The organism is Paraburkholderia sp. BGA-UO-ETr-F12 (assembly GCF_059567945.1).
The window spans coordinates 86548-112556 of record NZ_JCAQOZ010000065.1 but is presented as its reverse complement, the minus strand read 5'-3'; the positions used below and the strand labels follow the sequence as shown (position 1 = coordinate 112556).

Sequence of the window (26009 nt, the reverse complement as noted above, 5' to 3'; positions counted from 1 at the left end):
GCCCTGCGTATAGAACGTCCAGTCATTGCATCCTTCCGGCCGCGCGACGCTGGAAGATGATGTCTGACACAGCGGGTTCGAGCGGAGATCTAACCGCATCGATTCGCCCTTCCGCATTTTTAACAAACGAGATCACGATTCCGCTCGGATAACGAGCTTCCCCGTCCTCTTTCAGCTGGAACGAGTTCCGAGCGCGGCTCACTAACACCCCCCTAAGTCCACGCCAACTCCAGTGCATCGCGGACGCACCCCGGGCGATCGAAATGCGGCCATATCCCGGATGCTCAAACTCGCCAATGAGATCTTCCGGCGGTTCGTCGAGTGGTGAATCCGACCGATGCGCCAGCGCGCGGGCGCGTTCTTCCGCCTCTTCCTTGTCGAGAGCTTCTTGTCGTCTGGTGCGAAATACTTCGAGCCAGGCAAGTGGCGCGAGCGAGCGCAGTCGGTCAAAGACTGCATAGGCGATCAATTCTCGAACCGGGCTGGGGTCCCGGTTGGTCATCACGACTACACCGATACGATGAGCGGGCATCATGGTCATCAGCGCGCCCCAACCGGGCTGCGACCCGGTGTGCGAGACCGTCACCTCGCCACGGTAATGCTCACACGTCAATCCATACCCATAGCGGATCTCCCCGATCTCTGGAAATTCCGAGCCTCCAGCCTTTACGTGCGGCGTCATCATGGCGTCTATCGCCGCCTGTGAAACTAGTTGCCCGCCGTCGACCCGACCCCGCGAGAGCAGAAACCGCACCCAACGCGCCATATCTGCTGCGGACGCATTGATTCCGCCGGCGGGCGTCGCTTGCATCGGCCAGAGCTTTGCCTGATAAACACCGCCCCTTTCCCACTGATGCGGAAAGGCACGATCCGCAGCCGATTCCAGATCCGCCTTGGAAAATCCAAAACTGGTGAATCCCAAGGGCAACAGCAGCCGCTGCGTGGTGTATTGCTCCCAAGTCTGGCCACTTAACCGTTCAGTGAGCATACCCGCGACCACGTAACTCAAGTTTGAATATTGAAACGATTCGCGGAGGGGGCGGCTAGGTTCGAGATAACGCAAGGCGTCAACCATTTGCTGCCGCGACCGCCGACCGGGAGGCGACCATATTCGGTCGTGTGCAGGAAGTCCGCTACGATGTGTTAGCAGATCGGACACCGTGATATCTTCGGTTGCGTTCGCGTCACGTAACTGGAATTCCGGCAGTATGTCGCGTACCTTCGTCTCCCAACCCAAGCGTTGCTCGTCGACCAGAATCGCTAGTCCGGCAGCCGTGATGGATTTGGTCAGTGAGCAGATCATGAACTGGGTGTCGCACGTCACTGGCGCATTTGCTCCCAACTCGCGCGTGCCGTAGCCTTTGAGGAGTATCACGTCATCGCCGTGAACGACCCCTACGGCGAGGCCGGGGACGCCCCAGTACTTCATTGCCTCGTCGACAAGACGGTCCAGATCGGTCCAGGCGGAATCGCACATGTCGATCACCGCGCTAAATGAGTTCTGCGACGCGGACGATGACGAAGGCCGCCGGAAGGAGCACGGCCTGTGCACAGAGCGTACCAAGAACGCGCGCCCCCGCGAGCGTCGTAATCGCCCGCCGGAAGCTGTTTTCCGATATCCGGCCTTCAATGACATCGTCGGTCATCACTGAAACCTGCGGGTCGATGACGATAGCCAACACCACGGTCGCGAAGCCGTTGATGACCGACGAAAGATTTGCGCACGTCACTCTCAGATCGGGCTTCAGATAGCCCGCATACAGTGATGCGAACACGCCGACTGTCCAGATTGCCATGGCGACAACGTTCAGCGCGATGACTTGCCAGGAGACGCCGGTGCTGGCTGCCAGTTGCGTAACGTTGTGGCGCGAAGGGAGGCGTGCGCCTATGCGAACGTAGTTGACGCCGGCACGACTGAAGGCGTGCAGCAGAAGACGAGGAATCGAACGGTTTGCCTGAAAGTGATCGACAGCGCGGCTGAAGTAACGTTGGAACGTGGGAATCAGGAAGGAGCCGGCAATGGTTGCCACGGTGGCGGTCGCTAGGAACAGTCGAAAGTCCGCGAGCAACCCGCTACCCATGTGATGCGAGATATCCAGTTCGACCCGTTTAGCGATGAAAGGCCTCTGAAAGGAATTGGCAGTCCGGGAAACCAGCGCAATGATCCCGAAAAGGGAAAACGACAAGGCGATCCGGCGCGTGCGAACGCCAGCGATCCGCACTGCATAGGCGAATGTCGCGATCACGTGTATCACGAATGTAAGCCCGCATATGACCCAAAGCTGGCTGTCCATGCTATAGCGGTGCGTGTGGCAGGGATCTGAGTGTACCCGAGCGAAGTCCGTTTCCAATTGTCGACGGTCCAGCTCGGTCGATCGAATAACCAGAACTGGCCGAACGCCGTCTCATGCAATCTGCATGTTCAGCGTGCTTTGCGCTAAACGATTCGATTCCCTGGAGGGACCATTCGATTCCCTAGAGGGACCAACGGCAGTCCTTGCATGATTCCTTCGACGGCTTGCTCAACCGAAAACTTTGCGGTGTCGAGGACGAGGTGCGCGGATTCCCATGAGTCGTATTGACGTTCAAGCACGCTCTGCCATGTTGGCAACTGAAAATCCGGGATATCGGCCTTTCGCCCCTCGACCCTGTGCCGGTGCAGCGCAGCATCAGAACAAACCAACTCGATCTCGAAAATCTGTGCACCTGCCTCGAACGCGACATTTCTCCAGGCGCTACGCGTAATTTGCAGCGAATTGACAGAGTCCGCGACGACAGTCGACCCAAGCCGTAAGTTATCGCCGGCAACCGCATATGCGGTCACATACCCAGCAGCCTCGATTTCCGTTCCGCCGCTGTTGCACGACTTGATTGCCTGCTCGAAGGTATCTATCCGTAGATAAACGGCAGCGAGCTTGCGTGCCAGTGTTTGCGCTACTGTTGTCTTCCCGGTGCCGGGTAGTCCGCCGAAGACGATCAACACGTTCGATGCTCCCTGATCAGTAGACGCAGACAGATTGTTATCGATCTACGTCACGAGGTCCACTGTCTCCTTGTGGGCGGCGCTTAGGCGGACACACAGTTCAGGCTGTGCCGGTTCGGGCTGCAGTTTCAGGCAAGAAGCCGCGACTTTTAAATAGCTGCTCTGATGCGTCGTTCCCAACAGTAATCATCGCGCAGCATTCCAGATAACCGAGCGCCCCGAGCGACAACAGTGCTGCGTCCACCAACCTTCCACCGTCACCCGTTCGTTTGTGCGAAGGTGTGGTCGCCACCACGGCAATTACTGGACAACCATACGGTTTGTAGTTGCAAACGAGGCATGCGGATCGAAGACCGTCAGTTTCTTCAATCGCCCAAGATGCCGCCGGAATTCATTCCCCGTACCGACCAGCGACAATCGCGGTTGCCTTTGATTCGTATTGGGTCATAGCCTGACCAGTATCATCGATTGTTCCGAGAAACGCGCCAAAAAGAAGCGCGCCTAGCGCAGGTACGTCTTCCCGCGTTACGTTACGAAGATTGGCAGGTCTCATGCCCTCGCCAGAATTGGCCAACAGCGTCCGCTTCCAGAGTCGGGCGTTGCGCTCAGGTGTCTCATCCGGCATGCCGTGTCTTTCTCGTCAACAGGAAAGCCTCATTGTTCGCGAAACGGTGATCGATTGTCGCCTATGTAGGCTGGATATTCGAGTATCTCTTCCTGGCCGCACTACGTCTCACGGTTGAGCACGACGATTGCCTCTGGTGCGAAACCGATCAGTCATTGACAGTCCAAGAACGGCAAATGATCTCATAGCAGGGCCCGTCATCGAAGGTGATCATAAAGTGCTGTAATGCATCGATAGTCGCTTGATCTTTCCTTCCCGTGCCTCGGACCTCGGTTAGCCATGGACTTTCAATAGAGATTAGCTTGCCGTATGCGAGCTTGAACATTTCCGCCGTGCAGGACGTCAAAAATGTGCATTTGCACGACTCCACCCCGCTGAACTGAATTGAAATTGCCATGGGGGTCCCGTCGTCAGCTTCGATCAACAGCCTCAACACGCATTCGCGGCGCTGAAGAAATACAAATTCTGGGCTCAGCAACAATGCCGAAGCCGCCACCGGTAGCTGCCAGTGCTCTCTCATCGTTTCGGTCCCACGCGAGTTACCTCCAGGCTTATCGCTGCCTCGATTGCTGACGATCTGGGCAGCGCAGTTAACTGACCGGTTCTGGCCGGCTAGCGCCCGACGACCGAGCGCGACGTTCGTCTCAGGCCGGCTGCAATGCCAAAGGCAAAACGCGACCCGGAGCGGCCCTTCACACACCGCAGAAAATAGCCGCTATGCGATCAAGCAATCGAAATCGTCCTCGGAGATGCGGCCGCAAGCCAATCAGATCGACATCGGTAACGATGAAACGGCGCCAAGGCGCCGGTAGCTTAAAGACTCCTAATTTCGGCGAGATCGTCGTCTGTCTTGCGCAAAATGAGCTGGAAACACGCGTCGCACACACGCCGATCGGTCGAATAGGCCTGACCAAGCTTTGGAATTTCGATACAGGTCGTTCCCGCGACGAGGTCATCGTGGCACCGATAGCATTCGCTCAGGCGTTTGACGAGGACACGTTTGGGGCGCCCGTTGGCTCCTCCAATTAGGGAAGGTGTAGGCCCTTTAGGAGTTGTTTTTGTCATATTCCGCCTTTGCTTTGCGAACACGCCTTACAAGCACTTGCAGCAGATCGTCTAAATTATCGAGGACGGACCGGAATTCTTCCGTTGTGGCCTGTTGCCTCTCTTTGCCTAAGCGCTTCTCCATTTCCTTGTTCACCATCATCAGCGCGCAGATGTAGTTGTTCCTCCCAGTGAGCTTCAGGGATTTGTATTTGTAGACCATTTCGTTGCCGGTCTGCTTGAGCTCAAGGTGGTTCAGCAATACATTCGCAAGGCGCTTGGCCTGCTCCTGCATCCGTTTCCTGGCCTCTTCCCATTCCCGCTGCGGCTGGACCATGAAGGGCTCGGTGGGTGAATTCTTGCGTAAGGGAGATTGCTGCGCGAGCCGGACCATTTCCTCAGCTTTGCTGTCGTCGAGGCCGAGGAGCTTCAAACGTTCGCGAAGGTCGGCCACGATCTGCGTGTCCTCGACTGACGTGAAATCTTCCTCCCACAAAGAATCGACAATTTCTCCGTGGACCACGACCTGATCGCCAGCACGGAGGCGCGCGGTACCGTCGAGCACCCCTTGGGGCACTTCTGGTTCGTCGCCCCCAATGACCTTGTCCCAAAACGCTTGGTCATCATTCTCGAACTGCTTGAATTCCTTCAGGCGTTCGTCCAGATTCATCCCCAGATGGGTGACTATATGGCCGACATTGTCGGGATGACTCGGATCGTTCTGCACAACGACCCGCATGATTCGCCCGACAAATTGGATGTATGGAGCCAACGACCGGAACGGGCGGAAAATCGCTGCGACGCTCAACTTGGGATGATCGAATCCCTCGCCCAGCATCTGCACCTGGATGATGCAATCGAGCGACCCGTTACGTAGGGCCGCGAGAATGGCGGTCTGCTCATCCTCCGTCTGCTTGCTATGGATAACGTCAGCGTTAAAGCCGCGCTCTTGATATAGCGAACGGATTTCTCGCGCGTGGTTGATGGAGCATGCGACTGCGATCAGTTGGTGCTGCGTCCCGCTTTGCCGAAGCTCCTCAAGCTTCTGCAGGCTGCTATCGACGATGTGTTTGTTGCAAAGCCTGGCGAGCGCCACGCCGCGGCTGAACCATTCCTCCTCCTTGAGCTTCAGCACTTCTTCCAGGGTGTACGTTCGGCCGCCGGCATCCGAAAATCCGAGTTCAATGGTCGAGGGAGCGACGTAGCTCGCCTTTAGGCGTTTGATATAGCCTTTCAGAGTAGCATTTCGGAATGGATACCGAAACACCAATTCGCCATCGAGTTCCTGGCGATCGCTTCTAAATGGGGTCGCCGTGAGCAGGATGACCTTTGCGTTTGGAAAGCGCTCAATGACTTTCTGCCAACTAGCCGCCGCGCTGTGGTGCGCCTCGTCCACGATGATCATGTCGAAAAAATCATCGGGAAATTGAGTCAACCACTTATCGACGTTGGTTGCGAGTTGATGGACATTCGTGATGACGATGTGGGACTTTGTCGCGATCGAAATGTTGCCGCTATCAAGCGTACACGCCAACGGCCCAGACAACATCTGGTCAGCGCTCAGCACGCCTGCTTTCCGCCAAAAGCACTTCTGGCGGTTGGTAATGTCCATCGCTTCGTAAAGGCCGTCCTTGATGGTGAGATTGGGCGCGATAACAATGACCCTGCCTGCGGAGAGTCCAAACGGCAGCAGAGACGCTAGGCCGGTCTTGCCGCATCCAACCGGAATTTGGAGGATTGCCTTATTCTTTCCGGCCCGGAAGAACTCATAAGTGCGCAAATAGCCCTCGCGTTGCGGGTCGCGGAGGTGGTCGTTTCCGTCGATTGTGAAATCAGCGTCAAGGAAGAACGACTGCAGGGGCCGAGCGGTGCGCACCCACTGGTCGAGCCCGATTTTCTCAAAGATCCATTTCTTGCCGATCTTCCGTGCCGGGATGCGGCCCTCGCGCGCCATCGCATACAGAGCGGTCTTACCCATTCCCAAGTAGGTCGCGGTCTCTTCCAGCGAGAGCCATCCTTCGTGTTCTGTCATGTTAGTCACCATTTGATTCTTAACGATAGGAAACGACAGATAGGAAGGCAAGAAAAATCATATTGGCTGCTAGCCTGTGTCTGCTTGAGAGTATTTTTAAGCGAACGTTGAAGTGTACTTCGGTGGCTGCGTTGACGCCGTTCGGGACGTGTAGCCGCTTCATGAAAGCGGCCACTGACGGCAGACTGTCGAATGGCACTTCATGGCCGAGCAGGGAAGTCCGTCACCGAACGGCCACTACTCAATCTTTCGACGTGGCGGGTGTCAGTGGTTTGCACTCGCGCTGACATCCATGACGCGACTTTCGCATGCTCAGCCGAGGGCCTCGGCCCGCTCGAAGATCGCCAGTCCGCATGGCTCTGGAATTGAATTTTCGAGAATCCTCCAACCTAAAAAAGGCACAAATCTGAGCATGTTTTCTGCCGTTTTTTCGCGCAGCAATTCAAAAAATCGGAACCTCTATTAATCATGTCGCCTGCGGCGACCCATTTTTACGACCGCAAACCCGCGTGACTCACGTGCTGTCTCTTTATGCCGTCCCCGTTGACCTGAGATCGGGCGACGTCCCACCCGGAGTATGTGCACTGCGCACTGCACATATCGCAGTGCGCACATCGCATTGCACATTCGCGCAGCGAAGCTTCGATTCACGCGGTATCGCATATCGTCCATAACACGTACTGGTAATTGTAAAAACAAGTTAAAATATGACCTTATAAGTTGTCCTAATTTATAATCATGCAAATCATCCTCGGCGTAGCATCATGCTCCATCCCGACAAGATCCGTTTCATGCAGCGTCTCCAGCAAGCCGCCGTCCATCAGCATGTCTTCTACGTTGCAGGACGGACCGAACTCTCGGGTTTCGATCGGCTAGCAAGAAAATTCGCCGATGCGTACGGGACCGACCTCAGTCGCCAGACAAAGCACAAACGCCGGTTGGCCGGTGAGGCCAGCAGTTGCCTTCACGGCGTACGACTGACCAGCCGGGGCGAGAACGGCCAGTTGTCTGTTGACTGGGTGTTGCTGACCAGCGCGGGCCTAGGCCTCGTGACCCACCGCGAGCAGCTTCGGGATCTGCGCGATCCGCGCTCGCGGCTGCAATCGCCAGATCAACGGCACGAGCTTGTCCACGACGGTAAGACCTGGTCATGGCGGCTGACTCACCGCAGCTACAACCAATATGTCGTGCGAATTCACCGGATCGCTTCGTTGCCCCCGGATCGGCGGCGCCAGATTGAAATCGATGGCGTCTTGCGGGATGCCGACGCCGAAATCCTGCTCGACCGGCTCTACGCTGAGCCTGGTTTTCGTCTCGTGCGCCGGCAGGTCGGCAAGCTTGTCGCCGAGCTTCGGCGCGACTGGAAACGGCTGAGGCCGGCCAGTGGGCCCCAACTGTCGGAACGCTTTTTCCTCGCCTACGTGCGGTTTCTGCCGAACCAGCCGGTCGTCAATGGCCGCACGCAAGCCGAGCGACGGGAGGCTTTCCGGATTGCCTTTCCCGACCAAACCGGAACAGGCGCCGTCCCCGACCACCGTTGTGAGAGATTGTTTATACGCCGGCGTTCGACATAGCCATAGGTCATAACAACCCGATCGAGTCATCCTATGTCGACACATGATCCTTTCCCCGCCTTTCTCAACAAGGTCCTGCACGGCAACCCCAACCAGGATCTGATCGATGCCGGACTGCCTGCCCTACGCCGGCTCTTTGCCATCGCGCATGAAGATGGCGGTTCTAGCTATGTCGCGGCCGAGTTCCTGCTCTGCCTCTATGATCAGAAACGTTTCCCGTTCCCGCTCACCGATCTGCGCATGCTAGACCGGGAATGCCTCGACGATGTCCTGCGCGTCCTGCAAATGGATACGCGAGCCTGCTCGCATAACGTCGCTCAATACTTTGCCCACGGCGTGAAGCGCTTTGAGCAACTGGCGATCGACTGGGGCTTCATCGATCCGACTGATTAACCGAAGCGGTTCCCCGTGGCAATGCCACGGGGAGAAAGCCAGGGCGCAGAACCGTTCCGTCAGAACATCCGGTACTTTTCGAACGGCAACCCGTGTTGCTCGACATAAGCGTTGGAGCTCTCGATGGCTTCCGCGTTTTCCTTCAGCCATCGCTCGGCACGCGCGGCGGCCACGGCCCTGGCAAGTCCGGCCTCTGCCACTTGCGATACATCGACGCCCAGGCTTTTTGCTTCAGAGAGAAGCTTTTCATCCGGCTGGATATTGGTCATTTTTGGGGCTCACGCGTCATTGCGCAGCAGGCGTTTCGGCGCCCAGTCGCGTCAGGCCGTCCGCAAAGCCGCCAAGATAATCTGGACCGAACTCAATCATCGACCCTTTGCGAACCGTATGCGCGACCGCGACCGGGTTGTACCCGTCGCTCGTCGACTCGTACCTCGTCAATGCACGACCAGCAAAAATCCGGATACCGCGGTTCTGATGCGAGGCGTCCTCGACCACCTTTGCCGGCAGGGCGATCATCTGGGCCCACGACGCTCCGCTGCCGACATTGCTGAAACATTCCAGATCCTCGATCGTCTCGCCATTGCTTTCGGCCACATGGCCCAGCGGCACGTAGGTACCGTCGTCCTTCACGAGCCAGAATTCGATGCCGTTACCCGTATGGAATCCGTGATAGCCGTGTACGAGTTCGGCATCACTGGGGCAGCGGTCTTGCGAGTCGCCCGGAACGTGCGTCATCCAGGCATCCTTAAAGCCGCCGTTTGCGATCACCCCGGCGATAATCCGGTACGCGTGGACGCGGCCAGCGGTGTTGTAGTTCGTGGAGACCAGTTGCATGTTCAGATCCAGCCAGCCATGGAAATCCGGGTCGTTGATGAACTGCTGCCTGTACAGGCGCGGTGCGACGTATGTCCGGACCATGTTGCAGCCGTTACAACCGGTATAGCCCACCTTGACCGCAACTTTCGCGGCGACCTGGCCCCGCGTCAGGGGGGCCGTATTGACTGCGCAACCGCAGATCGAGGTGATCAGCGCGCAGACCAGAAACAGTTTCTTCATATCGATATCGCCCTGCCGGATGACTGGATGTGAGGCCGTCCTCCCGGACAGCCGGAAGCCTTACTGGGCGATGCCGCCACGCACCACGTTGCTGCTTTCGGCGAACGTGTATTTCTTCACGATGCCCTCTTCGTCGAACAGCACCGTCAGCGTCTTCTTCTCGACGTTCGCGCCGTGCGCCAGAAGATTCAGGACAGGCACATAATTGATGGCCTGAGACGTGGCATGGTCGAATCCGTAGCTCCAGATTTCCAGGCCGGTATCGGTAAATGACACCTTGTTCGCCGAACCAAATGTCGCCTGCACATCGGCCTTGGTCGATTTGCCCTCGGCGATCGAGCGGCCGACCGAAGTCTGGCTCTGGTCCTTTAGCGCCTCATTGCCCGCGCTCACGGCGCAACCAGCCAGTACAGCCGAAGCCGCAATCGATACGGCAGCCAGAATCTTCTTCATGGTGAATCCCCGAATTGGAAAAAGTGACGCGCAGCGGCGATCAGCAGCATCCCGTCCGCGGCACGGATGAAAACAGATGGGCACGCAGAAACCTGACGCAGCGATTCCGGTCAGGCGCGTAGGCCGTGCGTCACGGCGAGGTATCTTGATTCTGGCTGTTCAATTTCTCAGGCCCCTAGGTCCAGTACTTGTTTTTCCAGTTTGCATTTTCACCGCATAGCTACGATATTCGTAGTCATCAGGTCGAGAGATTGCTACGATATTCGTAGTGTGTCAACTTACGACGAGATGCCCTCCGGGAGGGTCGTCTCGGCTGGACGATGTCCATGGAAGATGAATATCCAGTAGAACAACACGGAAATGCAATGCAAGGGGCTGAAATGAAACCGCTGATCCTGTCCTACCGTCGTTTCACCGGGGCGCCGTTCTGGATGCGCGCACCGGTCGGCCTGCTTGCGCTGACGGCGCTCATCCAGATCAAGGATCTGCTGGATATTGTCTGGGCCCATTTCCGCATCAACCTGTTTGTCGCCGACATCGTTGTGCAGACCGCGTTCGCTCCGATCGTCGTCACACTGATTGCCCCCATGTTTCCTTTCCTCGCCCCGCTGTTTCGTAGCGCGTCGTCGGGAAGAGCGCTGCGATTTGACGGCGACGATCCATTCGATCGGGGAATTGAAGTTTCTTCCCATGCCCTGCGTCACGACGACTTCGATTTCCAAAACCTTCACGATGATGACGCACGGGATTGGTCTGGACGTCCTGGCTCGGGAGCCGACTGGCACACTGATCCCGGCTATTCATGGTTTTCTGGAAACATCTTCTACGACGATCCACATCAGTCGTGGAACCATATGGACTGACTGTCACCGGCAGGTCTCGCAAGTATCAAAGGAGCATCCGCAATGAATGCTGTCATGCGCGAATTCATCAAGGCGGCCAGAGAGGCCCCAAGGCTATTCTTCCTGCCACTCACCGGGGCAATTGACGCGGTTCGTCGGGAGGTAGGCCACCGTCGAAGCGGTCAGGACCCGAACGAACCGGCCAGTGCCCGCTCCCACAAAGGCGCCCAGGATCGGCGCTGACCGGGAATCACCGGGCGCGGACCGCGCCCGATACCGACTTCTCGGGTGTGATACGAGTCATGGCACTGACCCTTTATATTATTGCCGTCGGCATCCCGATCGTAATCGGCGCATTCTGGATGGCTTCGAAACAGCCTGAAGCGGAGAAGGCGAAGAGAGCACGCGGCGAGGGGCGAAACGGGTAAACGCCGTCGTAGATCTGCACAAACCGGACTTCTCCTCGCTATATTCTCGACCTGACGCGGGACTATCGCCCTCCTGGCGGCTAACACCACTACGATCTTCGTAGTATCCGGAATTTCGATTAACTACGACATTCGTAGCTCTGAAAATACAGGGTTACGCAATGTCCGCAACAGGGAATACCGTCTTCGGGGGGCGGCTGAAGGAAGCGCGCCTTCGTGCCGGCCTGTCTCAAAAATCGCTGGGTATTGCCGCGGGCCTCGACCCTTTCGTCGCCAGCACCCGTATCAACCGTTACGAGCTGGGCATCCACAAGGTGGATTACCCTTTTGCCTGCCGGCTGGCTACCGAGCTTTCAGTCCCGACTGCCTATTTCTTTACCGAGGACGATGACCTTGCCGAATTGATCCTGCTCTACGGACAGGCGTCAAAGCGGGCGCGGAGCCGGTTGCTGGCAGCGGCGCGGGAGATATAGGTACCTGGAGCGCAGCTACGACCGGGCACATGTCGACGCACAAATGCACCCGCCGCGCAAAAGGAAACTGCCGGGTCGAACTACCCCGGCAGCGGTTGTGCGCCACATCATGTGACGACTTTTGGCCCTACGGCCGTTGGTCTGATGCTTTTACTTCGTCGTTTCTCCGTGAAAATGTGCAGGGCTGCCAGGCCCCGACATGGTTCAGAACACGCTCGCACACTTCAAGATACCGCTCCGGCCTTTCGCTCCGCCTGGACAACCGTCAGGTCTGCCCTCGCATCGCTGCTAATCAGCCAGTCTCCCTCACCCGTACCTTGCCCGGTGCCACCCGGGTTCAATCGGCCGTTGGTGATTCCCACGTTAGCCATGTACGTCGACATGACACGCCGCCGCGCTCTGCTATCAACGATTAGCCCTGGGGGCCTACCCCGCCTTGCGGCGGGTTTCAGGGGGTCGAGGTTCCAAGCACCTCCCCTACTTCGTCAACGCTTCATCACGCCCTGACTAACTGATTCACCTCCCGGCGAACCAGCCAGCGGCTTGTCACGACTTACCCGGATGCATCCTCTGCGGATGCAACGTACGGCTTGAGCTATCCAGCGATCTCGTCAGCTTGCGCCGGCGAGTACCGGGTGATCCAGGTTTCCCCTCACACCCCTGCGCCATTCCTGACGCCTCAGCAGCCCACCGCCCGGGACACCGTCCGACCCTTTCGAGCCGCCCGTTGTCGGGATTTCCACCCGTTCGCGCATGGCAGGGTTACTCCAGTCGCCTGGAGGCCCGTTTCCGTGTCGCCCGACTTCCACTCCCAAAACTGGATTGGGTCGAAGGAGGCGTTGCAGCCCCCAGCGCCCTGCGTAGCATGGCGAGCCCAACTATAGGCACCACGCTTCAGCGGTCAATTCCAGTTGATTGGCGGTCGACTGGAACTGAAGTGCGCGAACGTGTCTGGGGTTGGCGGCCCCGGCACATTCATGAGAGTGTGTGGACTGCCGACCCTTCCACAGATCGCATAGGCATACTAACAGTAATTTAGAAAATCACTATACGCGCGCCTGTTATGGGGATATTCATCGATCGCCAGGGTAACAGGTACGCGTAGCCGACCGATTCGGTTTATCAGTTCGCGTTCGCCATATCGCTCTTGTCTGGACCAACACCAATCCCATCATGGCCCGGCATAAACAGGAGAATGAAAAATGGAAAACGTCCCCCAATCCGCAAAGCATATCGCGTGCGATTTTTTTCTTGATGTTGAACTGCTTTGTATCGTCCGCGACGAGGCAGTCTTCGATTTCGGTGAAGAAATTCGCGTTATCCGGCTGGAGAACAGTGCAGCGCTGGTTGGCGAAGTCGGCCGCCTGGTGGTATTTCACACCGGGCACGGCGAACGGTGGCAGTTTCGCCCGTACCGATCAGGTAGTTGGCGTAGGGTGCCCGAGTTGGACACTCCGTCAAGCTGGACCTGGCGATGCATAAAAACCGGTGAATTTACGACCACCACGATCGGCACCCTGCCGAGCCATAAGCCAACCTCTCATCTTCCGCCGGAAGATGAGAACAACGGGTTGCCGTGTTAATGAAGGACGCAGGAGGGCAAATTGCCCTCCTGTTTTGACTTGAGAACTGATAGTCGAAGCCCGCTTGAGCGGCGGCGCCTCGGAGGGGACGCTTTGCGTCCGCGCTCTTGGTCAAGGTGGGACAGATTGGTTGGAGCGCAATTGCTTGATATCTCCACAACTATTTGTCGACATCGTCGAACACTGAGCGCTTCGTGGCGACGGGGGTAGGAGACGGAGCTTCCTCCTTCTTTTGCGTCAAGATGTGCGTCCAATCCGCTTCGTCCTCCGAGCCTTCTTCCTGCTCGCGCTTGCGCTCTTCCAGTCCCTCGACTGACCGCTTCACCTGACTGCGCGCGTCGTCGATCAGGGCTGTGGCGTCCGCGTCGACACCGATTGCTTCAATGCGATCGAGCACGGCAAGAAGCTTCTTGAAGTGGCTGTCAGGCTCCTCGTCCAAGTCAGCGTCGGCGACGATCTTGTCGATCCGCTCTTCGAGTGAAGGCAGTACGGTTGTTCGCAATGCCAACCCCATGCCGACCAGTCTCAGCGGCGTTAAGAGCGCTAGCATCTCGGGTTCGTCGAAGAACGAAGCATCTAGATTCTTGAGGACGGCGGATTCAAGGGTGTCGGCCGCATCCGAGCGCAGATCGTCCGGCAAGACGCCGAGGTGATGGGCCCGAGCGTAAGCCGCCATCTGGGGATCGTTGCCGGCAAGGTCGGTTCCCCAGCAGGACCGTCGAAGTAAATTTGGAAATTGCTGGACCGCTTTAGCGAATACGGCCCCGCTCGCCCGATAAGACAGGAAGTGGAATAGCATCCAATTACGGTGCCATTCATCTGGGGTGTGGCCGAGCCGGGCGACCAGAGCGTCGTCGAGCGTCGTTGGGATGACAAGCGCGTCTCGAATGAGAGGCGAGCCCTCGCACGTAAAACTGTTGAGAATGGTGTCGATTGTTGCGCCCCGTATAAGCGCCGCCATCATATGCGGCTTCTGGCGCAGGATCTCCGTCAGGGCGTCGGAGATCGTCGGATGGGCGAAGGTCCATTTTGATCCGGATTGCTTCAGGAACGAGCCATTCAGCTCCGCGAAACAATCTTGGATCTTCGTGATGGTGTACCCCGTCAGCTCTGCAACCGCCTGGGCAGCCAATACGTCATGGTTGCTAGGATCGAAGCCAGCTTGATGGACGTAAACCAAGACGAGCGCAGCTTGAAGCTGGTCATCCAAGGCGTTGACCGTATCAATCAGATGCTCTGTTGGCTCCTCCATGAAACGCACGAGCGAGCTTTCGCGGGGCGCGAGCCCCTTGGTAAAATTCGGATCACCAAGACGTTCGGCAATCCCAGGGAGAAAGTCGCGAACGGCGGCGACGGCGTTCAGGTGTGGCTTGACGCTTGATCGCCAGCTCTGGCTCTGTTTGCCAAAATGCACATGGTTATAGAGAATCTGGGCCTTTTCTTCGAACGTCAGCTCACCGACGTCAACAACGGCGCTGCCATCGGCAAATTGGGCAAGGTTGCGCTGGCCGAGACGACGCCGCGCCGCCTCATAGATATGCTTACGAGAGGTCAGGAGAAAGCGGTTGCCGTGCTTGATGGCAGCGCGCAGTTTGGAGAATGCCGACGCCCAGTCTTGCACATAGTCGTCGCGTAGGACATTCGAGCCGAAAGCGTCGTCGATCCAAAAGAAGCGGCCGGGATCGTTGGGATTCCATCCGGCCTCGAAGTCCCGGGGGCTGGTCAAAGCGAGAACGGTGCTGTCCGGATTTTCCGAAGCGATTGTTGAGACGATCGCCCCGATCGCTGATTTGCCACTTGAGGGATTGCCCAACAACAGCACCACGCCATGGTTGGAAATGGCTTTGACGGCGTTGCGGTGGGCTTTTGTCGGCACATAGGTGCGAAGCTTTGGCGTCCAGCTGTCAAGCAGCGCCCGACTCTGCTCGCTTAGTCGCTCATCCACGATTGAGGTGAGGTCCCCTAGGCCGTAGACCTGCGGAACGAGAGCCCGTAGACGCGCGCTGGTTTTGATGACCCGGACGATATACTGGCGACCAAGAATGTGCGGCTTACGCACGCCGAGCGACCGAAGCTTGGCACGCATTGCCGCCGCGACAGGCGCATCTACGCTCATGTTCGTCATGAACGCGTAGGTGTCAGCCAGACCGACTTTGACCAGTTGCTCGACATTCTCAAGCTCGGCGGTGAGATCGCTGAGCTTCAGGGCCTTCATGGCATCGGAGGTGTGCTTGCACTGGATCGTGCCGATGGACGGTGCGTCTGTTCTCGACGGGATGAGAAAGACCGCGTCTTGGCCACCGTCCTGGGCTTCGCGGTAGATCTCCACGGGACGGTCGATTATGACCTCGCATACCTGCGAACAAAGATCCTGAAACGCGCGCCAGCCGATTGTGTGCAGCGCCAGATCGCTCCAGGGGCCGTGCGCCCGACGAACGCACGGCGCCGGAAGTTCGATTTGCGCGCTCTCGGTCGTCATGCGGTGACGACACCACGAAGAACGCCGACAGGCATCGGATGAATTTCCTGGGCGATGACTACGCTTGTGGTGCCAACAGGTCCAAGGTCGATGTCGAGACGCAGACCTCCCTCCGTCGAGGTGCTCACCAATCGCCGGCATAACAGATCGGCCAGCGCGGGGTCTTCGACCGCGCAAATTATCTGGCGCCCGTCCAAGCGGAGGGCGGCGAGCACTTCGACGAGGTGGAGAGCCCTGAAATCATCGATGTGTTGAACGGGATCGTCGAGCAGAAGGGATCTGAATGGTGTCCACGCACGCGCAAGATGGACCGAGAGAAGGAAGGCCAAACCTGCTGCCCGGCGCTGGCCGCTGCTGAAGACGAATTGCGGGTTCAGGCCGTCTCCCACCTTGAGGCTGAGGAAGCGTCGGACGTCTCCGCGGATGCTGTAGTCGATCGTTCGCCAGTCGGTGTGCGGTCGCAGTCGTTCATAGAGTTCGTTGAGGAGAGGACTGATCTGAGCGAGCCGCTCGTCGATAATCTCCGCACTCACGCGCTTGACAGAGCGTTCGATTTCGCGGGCTGCGGTGACGGCATTTTGCGACTGACTGACCGCCTGCGCCAGCTTCTCGATTTCAGCTCGCAGCGCCGATATGTTGCTTTCGATCGACGACATCTGCGACACCGCTTGTGAGGCTTCAAGCACAAGGAGGGCACGCTCAAGGTTGATCAACCGGTCGCGTTCGAAAGAAATCGCCTTCTCCAGCCCGTCAGGATCATGGATGAAGCGGTGATCGAGCCCCCACTGATTGTAGAAATCCACATGCGCCGTTTCTTGGTCGTGCAGCCGGCGCAGCTCGTCCGCATGAATTTGAACGGCAGCTGCTGCTGCTTGGAACGCGAGGCTGGGTTGCCGCGCATTGTCTTTCGCGGTGGCGAGAGCATCGCGAGCAGCCTGAACGCCCGAAGCCAGTGATGCTATCCGTCGCCGTGCAGCGGCCAAACCGGCGGCAAACTCGTCCGACGTCCGGTGCGCCGCGCATAGCGGGCAGTGATCGTCGTGCAGCCCGAGGCGCTCACCATGCTCGACGAGAAGGCTTAACGACGCCGCGATCGCGTCCATCTCTTCTTCGCGCACGAGGCGCTGTTCGGCTTCGGAGACAGCTTGCTGCGCAGACTGATGCTCGCGCTGCGCCGCTTCGTTCGTCGCTGATGCGGCCTCCCGGTTCGCAACTGCCTCCGGAGCGTTGAAGGCCGCCTGCGCCGACGCGACCTCGCGACCGAGTTGAAGCGCTTCGCCCATTCGACCCAGTTGGGCCCGTCCGTTCACGAGTGCGTTTCGCCCTGCAATTAGCCGCGCCGTCAGATCGGGCGGCGCATCTGGCGCGGCGGCGGCGATCACTTGGAGCGCCCCAGAAACATCCCCGGATCGACTAAGGGAAGCTTGTGTCTCAGACTGCTGCGTTAGCCTGTCCGCCAAGCGCGAACGGGCTGCCTCATAGGCAGCCTCGTCTTTAGAGTGAGCGGCCTCGGCCGCCGCCACGACCTCCTTGGCTCTGCTAGCGGCTTCCGAACCCTCCATTGCGCCGAGCGCCGAGCGGACGAGATCGAACCGCTCCGTTTCGGTGAGATCCAGGCTAAGCGCGGCGATCCATTCGTCGCGGATAATCGACGTCCGGGTAAGTTGCCGAAGTGCGTCGTCTGGCGCAGGTCCACGGCAAAGTGCGGCGCGAATATCCTCAGGTGAGCGATCGGAGCCGGATTCCCGCGTTCGTGTGATGGTAAACGGCTTCCCGTTGTCGTCGACGAACGAGGCGGTGACGTAATAAGCTTTGGAAACACCTTCACCCCGCCACCAGAGGTAATCGCTGAGGCTTTCCTTAGCCGCCTTTTCAACCGCGTATTTGTCGATGGAGCCCGTGATCGCAAACTCGACCGCATCGCACAGTGTGCTCTTCCCCACGCCGTTCCGGCCAGTAATGACGGTGAAGCCCCGTCCGAAGTTGATTCGGACGAGATCCCTGAAGCCACGAAAGCCGCATACTTCGATGAAATCGAGCCTCATGATATCGCTCCCAAAATGCGAGCGATCTCCGCCGGAGTCGTTTCGTTCAGGAACGCGGTAACGGCATCGGGAGGAATGTCCTTCAGCCTGGTGCGCAATCTCGTTTCGAAGTTGGACGCACCGAGCAGCGGCTTGGAGCGTATGGACAGCAGCGGTAGAAGCGCCTTCTCAACGTCATCGGCTGTGGTGATGGAGGCCCTGGCGATCTTTCGGGTCAAAGAGAAATCCTCTTCGATGCGCTCGATCTCGCGCCCTCGGTGCGCATCGTGATCCGGAGTCAGAAAGACCGAATAGACGTTCCACGCCTTCGCCCCGGCGCCGCGCAACGAAGCAGCGTGCCGAGCGAGTGCGACCTGCTGGTTTTCCTTCCAGGCGGTGAGGAGCCTATCTGCGTTGTCGAAGACGTGAACGAATCCCATCAGCGCCGCGCTTTCGAAACAGGTCACCGGGCCGGCAGAGCCAGTCCACGTCCAGGTTTCGTAGTGGGCGTCGCGAAGGAGGATTTCGGCTTGTGTGAGGATGTCCACTAGATGCCCAGCGCCGCTCTTGCCCCAGCGAGATCAAACCATTCGCCCGCTGGGTCGGGACGAATGACGTCACCGGCGCGTCCGCCGCGCACGACGTTGTTCGGTACGCCAAGGTCCGTTGCGCCCACTGCCACAACGATGTCAGTCTGCGTCACAGCAGGTGGCTCGACGAACCTGCCGCGAAGTGTCCCGAGGACGGATTGTGCTCCATTGAGGACGCGGATGCTCCGACCGTTCAGTTCATAACCGTCGGCCCGTTGAATTGCTCCAGCCTGACGGAGTAGCAAGTGGAAGAACCCGAGGGCTTCCGGATTTTCTGGCCGCAGGAGCTTGGCCGGCTCTGCCGCCGAAACACCTTCGGCATCGCGCCTCAGACCGTAAAGAGTTTCACTATCGAAGTTGTCGACGCTTAGCCAAGCTGGGTCGCACTGGACTCCGGTGGTGTGCTCGAAGACAGCCCGTCCGGCGTCCAGAACCTGACGAAGGTAGTTCGATGAGAACGCGCGACGAAGCTCGTCGAGCGCCACAGCTCCTGATTCTTGGACATGTTCGAACGTCACGTTTTGCGCGTGCGCTAGCTCCCAGAGCTGCGGAGCCTTCTGCTGCAGCGCGTTCATCGGCGACAGGTCGATCACGGTCACGGACATCGGCTGCACGTCGATTAGCGCTTCTCCGAGCACGGCGTTGAGATATTCCCAGTCCGACCAGAAGCCAACGACGAGCAGGTCCTTCTGCCGAAGGTTGGCAGCCATCCACACTTTGCTTCGTGCAATGCGAGCCGATATGGTCAGATCGTTAAGCTGTGAAGGCGCCCAGACTGTTGATGGCCGATCGCGATGGGAGCAGCCATGGAATTTCAGCAGGGGCGCTTGGCGGACGGTATCGGCGGTGGCTTCATCTCCGTCGAGCGAGCCGCGGAAGTCCGCGCCATAGTCCCATGCGCGTCTCTCGATAAGAGTATCGTAGTTGCTTGATATGCCGGCAACGGCTGCGCGGGTGATAAGAAAATCCGCTATCGCGGCATGCCCTTTGTTCGAAGGTCGTACAAAAGCTGGCCAAGGCACGAGGTGCTCGATGAAGACCGATTGCAGGGTGTTGAGGCCTGCAAAGTGCTCGGCAAGGGCCTCCAGATTATGCCGAAGAGCAAGGTCACACTGCGGGTCAGACTCGAGACGGTATTTGTCGAAGCACTTTTCAGCGACCGCCCAAGCCGACGGCAGGCTGCTGGGCGGCGCCATCGACAGCCCTGCGCCGCACACCACCAGAAGGCGACCGGCGTTCATAGACGCTAGCAGCCGAGTAATTGTCTCTGGCGTCAAGCAAGCCTCCACCGAGAAGCAATTCGCCGATCTGATAACGTCGCTACTGACTGCGCTAAGTCGACCAGATTTTCGATCCTCACGGGCGGCCGGCGCGGCAGCTTCACCGTCAGTTTGAGTTTGCCACCGATCGCTTCGACGTAGCTGCGGAGTGTCGTGAGATACATATCTGCCTGGTTTTCGATCTTGGAGACGGAGGCTTATCTGATGCTCAGGGGGCGCGACATCTTCCTAGGCCTTGCCCGCGATCCGATGAAACTCGCGAAGTCCTTCGACATCCTGCCTGGGACTAGGGCACTCCACCCCGGATCGAATGCGAAGGCCGCACGCCATTTGCCATCTGTAGCAGAGAACCGCGGCTCCTTCATGTTGGCGTATTTCGAGCCTCAGAGCGTGTCGACGTAGGGCCGACCGGGCTGCGGACCGAATCCTGCGAGCAGCTTCGCAACGGAAGGGAGTTCGGCATGAATTCCCCCGCCCGAAAGCCAGAAACTCCGCCTCGAAGGCGGCGCAACGTCTGACATTTTAACCTATACAGCTTGCACGCTATGTCGGGTAGCGCCCGATGACCGAGCGCGGCGATCGTCTCGGGCGATCGCTCGATGCAAAAGGCATACATCGACGCTGACTGCAAACCTATACTATGCCGGAATCGTGACATGCCGGGTCCGGGCACGCCATGTTTAAGGTTGGATGAGATTGGGAAGCATTGGTGGCAAGCGAAGCAAGTATTTGATTAAAAAAGAATTTAAATTAACCAGTCCAGTCTCTTAATCCGTGGGTCGAGTGATCGGGCACTCAAGCCCCGCTTGAAAATTCAAACTTTCAAGATTTCGTTTTGCCCCTTCGAAGCGACGTTCGAATGGGGCCGGAGATCGACAAGCAATGGGCCAACCCGCTAGTCACCCACAATGATATCTGCCTCACTAAACGTCTTTCGCGCGAATTGGTAAAGTTTCTCCGAGTTGAAACGCCGCGCGTCCTTCAGGATAGCTTCAATCGCTGCACCATCTCGCGCCGCTGCTGCCACAAGTACGCGGTACGACTGCCACGGCTCGTCGGGTTCCCTCTTCCGCATACCCAACTCAGCGCCGCGGGCGTCGACGCCCTCACAAGTTCCGAACCAAGACACAGAAATGGACGCTGAATCTTGCGCGGAACCGGCAGTCTGCCCGGTAGGGATGAACCGATTGACAAACGCGACGTAGGTCACACGAGTATCTTCGTCTCGTTCGCGCGCAGCCACTGCCAATTTGTGTGCAGCGCTCAATTGCTGAAGCGTCACCCCCTTACTGCCCCACGAAGACACAATGGCCAGGTCGCTCGTCGAATCGATCATCAAGTTTTTCAGTCGCCTAGCCTCAAGTTCGATCAGGTGGTTGCCCAACACGCTGGCTTGGTCGGTGGATTTCTTGATCGGAGCTGCAGCAGCGGCGGAGTTACCTACGGCTACGTACCCCGGCAATGCTGCTGTTGTCTGTGCCGTAGTCTGTGCTTCTATAGCGGATGCCAATTTCGCTGCCTCGTGGGTGCCAGCGTCCCCGATTCGCTGATGCGATTCCCCAGCAGTTCCGGATTCCAGATCCGGCGCTCCCGAATGCAACTTTTCAGCATGCGACTGCATTTCCTTGTCAGATGAACTCCCCGTTTCCTCAACGTCATCAGAAATCAGTGAGGCACTCAACAATTCGTCCAACGCATCAAGGTCCAGTCTGTAGTAAATCCGGTGCTGGAGTCGAGCATTCGTTTCAACGAGTACACCACGCTTCCGCAACTCCCTCCGTGCAGTTTCCTGCTCAGACCGGGACAGTCCAGTTTCCGCTCGAAGGTCGTGCATTGTCTTGTAGACACCTCGAGGATCAGTTGCGCGGGGAAACCAATACAAGAGTTGGCAAAAAAGAAGTACCGCATTAACACTGCCGAGGTGTGGCACCAACCCGCTGTAAAAGGCCACCGGTGGCCCAATTTTTCCGAGGATTTCTTTCCGGGTAACGGTGGATTCCCCAACGCTGTGACGTTGCTTCATATTCTTGATCGCGCCTCGCTCACTGGTCACGAAAACGCGGGCGGCCAATACGGCGGGGCTCCATTTTCACCGCACCAGCCGCAGGCGCGGCAATGACAGAGGAACTCACAGGTTTCGACTGCTCAGCCCTGATCGTTGCAAGCCAGTCACGAATGTCGCCGACAAACCAGCACAATTTCCGCTCCTGCGGAAATGCCTTCTGCGGCAAACGACCACGATGTGCAAGTACAGCGACAGCTCCGGCAGATCGCTGCAGCAAAACAGCCAGTTCATCAGCCACGACAATCGCTTGAGGGTCCATCTTGGCGAATACCACCCGAAAATCCGTTTCCATTCCACCTCCGAAATCACCAGTCGCGTCCAGTACGCGTAAATAATCTAGAATCTTTCTGGAATGTCCTCCACGGCCAGTTTTTGAGAAGCAACCTACAATGGCAAACGTCGGAAAAAATAACGGGCGAGTTCTTCGTCAAGCGCTCAGGCGTTTTGCAGCAACGCTGATCCGTGAGGCACGTGATGTCTCTGGAATCAGCAGCTACACAAAGTTGGATGACGCACTTGGATTACAGCACGGAACCAGCCATCGGTACTCCCTGTATCCCCTCGAAAGGGCAAACACACGCGCACCTCAAGCGGCGGCAATTCAGGGTCTCGAAAATCGAGTCGCCAAACTGCTTCGCCGACCGCCTCATAAAGTCATCATAGAAAACATTAAACCGCTGACGGAGGTTGAGGATGGTATTGAATATCTATACCACGCACTCAATCTGAAAATGGACGAACCTCGTGAGAAAGCGAACTACCGGGATGCCGATCCCAGTTATTTGGAACTCGGGTATGAGTTCGACTGGCCAACCTACGACAGGCTGGGCACAATCGACTTGTCCAACCTTCACGATCAAGACAAGTTGGTCAATATGTATGCTTGGCAATGGGGTATCCTCTGGGACAGGGGGATACTACCTGAGCCATGGAACCGTGAAACCATCGGCATTCATCCAAACGTCCCGATTGAGGACTTCATATTTCTACATAGACACCGTCTGGCGATAGACCGGTACTACACCCACGCCCAAAATCTTATTCGCCAGGTCGCCCCTGAGGCTCTGCCGGAATTTCGCCGGAATGTAACGGACAGCATCAGTAATTTCCAGCAATCACCAGCAATGAAATCCATTGAATAATCAAGCAATTACCAGTATCATCAGGTACGCTTGATCTGGCTTTTAATCCGTTGGTCACAGGTTCGAATCCCGTACGGCCTACCAAAGATTTAAAGGGCTCAGCGCAAGCTGAGCCCTTTTTCTTTGTGAGGTCAACGAGGCCAACGCCCCACGCTCCGCACGCAACCTCAGTGCAATCCCTGTTTCGTACGGCTGTACCCGACGAGCAGCGGCACCATCTGCGCGTATAGCTTCGGGTTGCCCGCGACAATTTCGCCGACGCGCAGAAAGTCGGCGCCGCCGGCATAGTCGTCAACCAGCCCACCGGCTTCCGTGATCAGCAGGCTGCCGGCCGCCATATCCCACGCGCTTGATCCCTGTTCGAAGAAGCCGTCGAGGCGGCCGGCCGCGACATCCACAAGATCGAGCGCACCTGCAACGGTCCGACTCGGCGAGGCTCAGGCTTCAGAAGCGCCCACGTGGGAAACATTCTCACAACACAGACCGCCACACCGCACACAGCCCCGAGACTCTTCCTACAACGTGCCTATTCGATATCGACTGAGATACAACGGACTCCGAACATTGATATTTATTGAGACGTGAAGACATGCAATGATCGCCGCCGATTCCGCTCACGGTGCCATTCCGCGTGAGCAGACGCTCTGGCAAAACCGCAGCGCTCCGCGCTTTCATTCCATCGACATGACCAATTTTCTGTTCGGCCTTATTTCGAACCTTGTTTTGCTGGCCATCGTGCTGAGCGTGTGTCTTCTGTGCAACCGGCTCGTACCCGGCGCCACACTCAATGGTCCGCACGTTTTTGTCGCACTGGCTTCAACGGCGCTGCTGCTCGACGCCGCACTGACCTTTCTCGTGTTCGCCGATGCGCAGAACCGCTACGGCAGGTTCAGCTCGTCGAGTGCATTCTTCGAACGCGGCAGCGCTTATGTGGTGGCAGCCATTGCCGCTCTGGCATGGCAGCATGTAACGCGTCGCGCCCGTCATGCCAAAACAGACAACAACACGCTGGTCATTCGCACATCTGCGTATTCCGAATCCCATCTGCCGATGTAACGCCGCACGAACTGTTTTCGTGCGTCACGCAATGCGCATCGTCGTCAGGAACGGACCTTGCGTATGGGCGCGCCGTCGCCTATAACTTCCGAAGACCGAGAGTTACCGTTTGCGCCCGTCACCGGGCATTTGCCGCTGTATTGCACTCCCGCCGTTCAATCAGTCGAAGGCAACTTAACCAACGAGGAACATCTTGGATCTCGATACCGTACGCGTGTTCATCATGACCCGAGGCATCGACCTCGGCACCAAGGTACTCGGCGCGATCGTGTTGTGGATCGTTGGCCGCTGGGTCATTGGCCTGATCACCGGCTTGCTTCGCAAGCTGCTGTCGAAAAACGGCCGGGTCGATCCAACCCTCGCTCACTACCTCGGCTCGATTCTCGGCGCACTGCTGAACCTGCTGCTGATCCTCGCGATCCTGCAGGTATTCGGCGTTCAGACGACCTCGTTCGCCGCCTTGCTCGCCGGCCTCGGTCTCGCTATCGGCACTGCGTGGGGCGGTTTGCTTGCCCACTTCGCGGCAGGCATCTTCATGCAGGTGCTGCGGCCGTTCAAGGTGGGCGATTTCGTTATGGCGGGCGGCGTCACAGGCACGGTCTCGGAACTTGGGCTGTTCGGCACGACCATCGTGACGCCCGACAATGTGACAACGATCATCGGCAACAACAAGATCTTTTCGGACACCATCTCGAACTACAGCGCATTGCCGGTGCGGCGCGTCGAACTGACCGCGAAGATCGCGAACGGCGTCGATCCTACGGATGCGATGAACCGGCTCAAGGCGGCCGTTACACAAATTCCGAACGTGGCCGAAAGTCCTGCTCCGGATATCGAAGTATTGAGCTTCACGCCTGAAGGACCGTTGCTGTGCGTGCGGCCCTACACGCACACCGACCATTACTGGCAGGTCTACTTCGACACCAACCGCGCGATCATCCAGACCTTCAGGGAGGCGGGCTATCCGACACCGGAAACACCGCTTGCACCGCGCATAGTCAGTTGAGCCCGATTGGGGTTCAGGCCGCTGGATGGAGGTTGACGTTCGCTGAGATGAGGCCTGCAAAAAAAAAACGGCGTCGCGAGTTTCGCGACGCCGTTTGTTCTTCTGCCCGGTGCGAGCCGCAGAGTCAGCGGGTGCCCGCCTTCGACGTGTTCTTGCGCGTCATCTTCCATACCGCGCCAATCACAACCGGCACCACGGCCGCGCCGATACCCACCAGCACGATCAGGTTCAGATACTGCCGGATGAACGGAATGTTGCCGAAGAAGTAGCCGAGCAACACGAGCAGGAGCACCCACAAAAGCGCCCCGAGAATGTTGAACAACTGGAACCGGCTAACTGTCATTTCCGATGCGCCGGCAACGAACGGGGCGAATGTCCGCACGACCGGAATGAAGCGCGCCAGCACGATAGTTTTGCCGCCATGCTTTTCATAGAAGTTATGCGTCTTCTGCAGCGCGGCACGGTCGAGAAAGCGCTCGAGAAGCGGGATATGTGAATTGAATACCCGCGGCCCGATGGCCCGTCCGACCATATAGTTCACCGTGTTGCCGGCGATCGCGGCAACCAGCAGCAGCACGATCAGCAACCCGAGGTTCATTTCACCGGTCGCGCAAAACGCGCCGCCGATGAACAGCAGCGAATCGCCCGGAAGAAACGGCAGAACAACCAGCCCGGTTTCGCAGAATACGATCAGAAACAGCACCGCATAGACCCAGGCGCCGTACTCGTGAATAAAGACTCCCAGAAACTTGTCGATGTGCAAAACAAGATTGGCGAACTGCAGCAGCGTGTCCAAAAAGCGTCCTTTATTGAGCGAATGTGAGCGTGGCAGGAATGGCCGCTCGAGCGGCCTTGCGGATGCTGAGCGGCGAACGCGT

24 protein-coding genes and 1 pseudogene are annotated in these 26009 nt (G+C 57.9%); 8 read left to right on the top strand and 17 right to left on the bottom strand.

Annotation, left to right across the window (positions count from 1 at the left end; translation table 11 throughout):
- Nucleotides 1-22: 22 nt before the first annotated feature.
- From AC57B6_RS33255 to AC57B6_RS33230, 6 genes are all read right to left on the bottom strand, one after another.
- Nucleotides 23-1477, bottom strand: a complete 1455-nt coding sequence (locus AC57B6_RS33255) for a serine hydrolase domain-containing protein (protein WP_496422927.1) — start codon at nucleotides 1475-1477, stop codon at nucleotides 23-25.
- Between the two features lie 13 nt (nucleotides 1478-1490).
- The gene (locus AC57B6_RS33250) at nucleotides 1491-2294 is read right to left on the bottom strand and encodes a lipid II flippase Amj family protein (protein WP_496422926.1); all 804 of its coding nucleotides are present in this window, start codon (nucleotides 2292-2294) and stop codon (nucleotides 1491-1493) included.
- A gap of 143 nt (nucleotides 2295-2437) precedes the next feature.
- A complete protein-coding gene (locus AC57B6_RS33245; protein ID WP_496422925.1) occupies nucleotides 2438-2983 on the bottom strand; it encodes a P-loop nucleotide/nucleoside kinase family protein in 546 nt (181 codons plus the stop codon).
- Nucleotides 2984-3083: 100 nt separating this feature from the next.
- A complete protein-coding gene (locus AC57B6_RS33240) occupies nucleotides 3084-3275 on the bottom strand; it encodes a GNAT family N-acetyltransferase (RefSeq protein ID WP_496422942.1) in 192 nt (63 codons plus the stop codon).
- A gap of 481 nt (nucleotides 3276-3756) precedes the next feature.
- Nucleotides 3757-4128 carry a hypothetical protein gene (locus AC57B6_RS33235; protein WP_496422924.1) on the bottom strand — a complete coding sequence of 124 codons (372 nt, stop codon included), beginning with the start codon at nucleotides 4126-4128 and terminating at the stop codon, nucleotides 3757-3759.
- 525 nt (nucleotides 4129-4653) lie between these two features.
- Nucleotides 4654-6684 (bottom strand): DEAD/DEAH box helicase, encoded by a 2031-nt coding sequence (locus AC57B6_RS33230; RefSeq protein ID WP_496422923.1) that lies wholly within the window; start codon nucleotides 6682-6684, stop codon nucleotides 4654-4656.
- Nucleotides 6685-7448: 764 nt separating this feature from the next.
- Between AC57B6_RS33230 and AC57B6_RS33225 the strand changes: the two genes are divergently transcribed.
- Nucleotides 7449-8258 (top strand): hypothetical protein, encoded by an 810-nt coding sequence (locus AC57B6_RS33225; protein ID WP_496422922.1) that lies wholly within the window; start codon nucleotides 7449-7451, stop codon nucleotides 8256-8258.
- Between the two features lie 33 nt (nucleotides 8259-8291).
- The gene (locus tag AC57B6_RS33220) at nucleotides 8292-8651 is read left to right on the top strand and encodes a DUF7673 family protein (protein ID WP_496422921.1); all 360 of its coding nucleotides are present in this window, start codon (nucleotides 8292-8294) and stop codon (nucleotides 8649-8651) included.
- A 59-nt stretch (nucleotides 8652-8710) separates the two neighbouring features.
- Here AC57B6_RS33220 and AC57B6_RS33215 read toward each other — a convergent pair whose 3' ends face one another.
- The 3 genes from AC57B6_RS33215 to AC57B6_RS33205 are packed head-to-tail and all read right to left on the bottom strand — an operon-like array spanning nucleotide 8711 to nucleotide 10163.
- Nucleotides 8711-8920, bottom strand: coding sequence for a type II toxin-antitoxin system CcdA family antitoxin (locus tag AC57B6_RS33215; RefSeq protein ID WP_496422920.1), 210 nt, complete (start codon nucleotides 8918-8920; stop codon nucleotides 8711-8713).
- Nucleotides 8921-8936: 16 nt separating this feature from the next.
- A complete protein-coding gene (locus AC57B6_RS33210; protein ID WP_496422919.1) occupies nucleotides 8937-9710 on the bottom strand; it encodes a hypothetical protein in 774 nt (257 codons plus the stop codon).
- A 60-nt stretch (nucleotides 9711-9770) separates the two neighbouring features.
- Nucleotides 9771-10163, bottom strand: a complete 393-nt coding sequence (locus tag AC57B6_RS33205; protein WP_496422918.1) for a hypothetical protein — start codon at nucleotides 10161-10163, stop codon at nucleotides 9771-9773.
- 326 nt (nucleotides 10164-10489) lie between these two features.
- On the opposite strand from AC57B6_RS33205, the gene AC57B6_RS33200 reads away from it, so the two are divergent.
- The 3 genes from AC57B6_RS33200 (at nucleotide 10490) to AC57B6_RS33190 (ending at nucleotide 13489) form a co-directional block, all read left to right on the top strand.
- The gene (locus AC57B6_RS33200; protein ID WP_496422917.1) at nucleotides 10490-11026 is read left to right on the top strand and encodes a hypothetical protein; all 537 of its coding nucleotides are present in this window, start codon (nucleotides 10490-10492) and stop codon (nucleotides 11024-11026) included.
- Between the two features lie 568 nt (nucleotides 11027-11594).
- Entirely contained in the window at nucleotides 11595-11906 is a 312-nt protein-coding gene (locus AC57B6_RS33195; protein WP_496422916.1) for a helix-turn-helix domain-containing protein, read from the top strand.
- Between the two features lie 1202 nt (nucleotides 11907-13108).
- Nucleotides 13109-13489, top strand: coding sequence for a hypothetical protein (locus AC57B6_RS33190; RefSeq protein WP_496422915.1), 381 nt, complete (start codon nucleotides 13109-13111; stop codon nucleotides 13487-13489).
- A gap of 160 nt (nucleotides 13490-13649) precedes the next feature.
- Here the strand turns inward: AC57B6_RS33190 and AC57B6_RS33185 are convergent, their stop codons facing one another.
- From AC57B6_RS33185 to AC57B6_RS33160, 6 genes are all read right to left on the bottom strand, one after another.
- Nucleotides 13650-15968, bottom strand: a complete 2319-nt coding sequence (locus tag AC57B6_RS33185; protein WP_496422914.1) for an nSTAND3 domain-containing NTPase — start codon at nucleotides 15966-15968, stop codon at nucleotides 13650-13652.
- Nucleotides 15965-18013, bottom strand: coding sequence for an ATP-binding protein (locus AC57B6_RS33180; RefSeq protein WP_496422913.1), 2049 nt, complete (start codon nucleotides 18011-18013; stop codon nucleotides 15965-15967). Before AC57B6_RS33180 ends, AC57B6_RS33185 begins: the two co-directional genes overlap by 4 nt.
- Nucleotides 18010-18540 carry a hypothetical protein gene (locus AC57B6_RS33175; protein WP_496422912.1) on the bottom strand — a complete coding sequence of 177 codons (531 nt, stop codon included), beginning with the start codon at nucleotides 18538-18540 and terminating at the stop codon, nucleotides 18010-18012. Before AC57B6_RS33175 ends, AC57B6_RS33180 begins: the two co-directional genes overlap by 4 nt.
- Complete coding sequence (locus tag AC57B6_RS33170) at nucleotides 18540-19823, bottom strand: SIR2 family protein (protein WP_496422911.1); 1284 nt, start codon at nucleotides 19821-19823, stop codon at nucleotides 18540-18542. Before AC57B6_RS33170 ends, AC57B6_RS33175 begins: the two co-directional genes overlap by 1 nt.
- Nucleotides 19824-20757: 934 nt before the next feature.
- Nucleotides 20758-21885 (bottom strand): hypothetical protein, encoded by a 1128-nt coding sequence (locus tag AC57B6_RS33165; protein WP_496422910.1) that lies wholly within the window; start codon nucleotides 21883-21885, stop codon nucleotides 20758-20760.
- Between the two features lie 19 nt (nucleotides 21886-21904).
- Entirely contained in the window at nucleotides 21905-22219 is a 315-nt protein-coding gene (locus tag AC57B6_RS33160; protein WP_496422909.1) for a hypothetical protein, read from the bottom strand.
- 97 nt (nucleotides 22220-22316) lie between these two features.
- Between AC57B6_RS33160 and AC57B6_RS33155 the strand changes: the two genes are divergently transcribed.
- Entirely contained in the window at nucleotides 22317-23069 is a 753-nt protein-coding gene (locus AC57B6_RS33155; RefSeq protein ID WP_496422908.1) for a hypothetical protein, read from the top strand.
- A gap of 167 nt (nucleotides 23070-23236) precedes the next feature.
- Here the strand turns inward: AC57B6_RS33155 and AC57B6_RS33150 are convergent.
- Nucleotides 23237-23494 (bottom strand): annotated as a pseudogene (locus tag AC57B6_RS33150) (inositol monophosphatase family protein); the annotation flags it as partial.
- Between the two features lie 259 nt (nucleotides 23495-23753).
- On the opposite strand from AC57B6_RS33150, the gene AC57B6_RS33145 reads away from it, so the two are divergent.
- On the top strand, nucleotides 23754-24125 hold the full coding sequence (locus tag AC57B6_RS33145; RefSeq protein WP_028198815.1) for a hypothetical protein: 372 nt from the start codon (nucleotides 23754-23756) through the stop codon (nucleotides 24123-24125).
- A gap of 193 nt (nucleotides 24126-24318) precedes the next feature.
- The gene (locus AC57B6_RS33140; RefSeq protein WP_028198816.1) at nucleotides 24319-25131 is read left to right on the top strand and encodes a mechanosensitive ion channel family protein; all 813 of its coding nucleotides are present in this window, start codon (nucleotides 24319-24321) and stop codon (nucleotides 25129-25131) included.
- A gap of 124 nt (nucleotides 25132-25255) precedes the next feature.
- Here AC57B6_RS33140 and AC57B6_RS33135 read toward each other — a convergent pair whose 3' ends face one another.
- Nucleotides 25256-25927, bottom strand: coding sequence for a DedA family protein (locus AC57B6_RS33135; RefSeq protein ID WP_496422907.1), 672 nt, complete (start codon nucleotides 25925-25927; stop codon nucleotides 25256-25258).
- Between the last annotated feature and the right edge of the window lie 82 nt (nucleotides 25928-26009).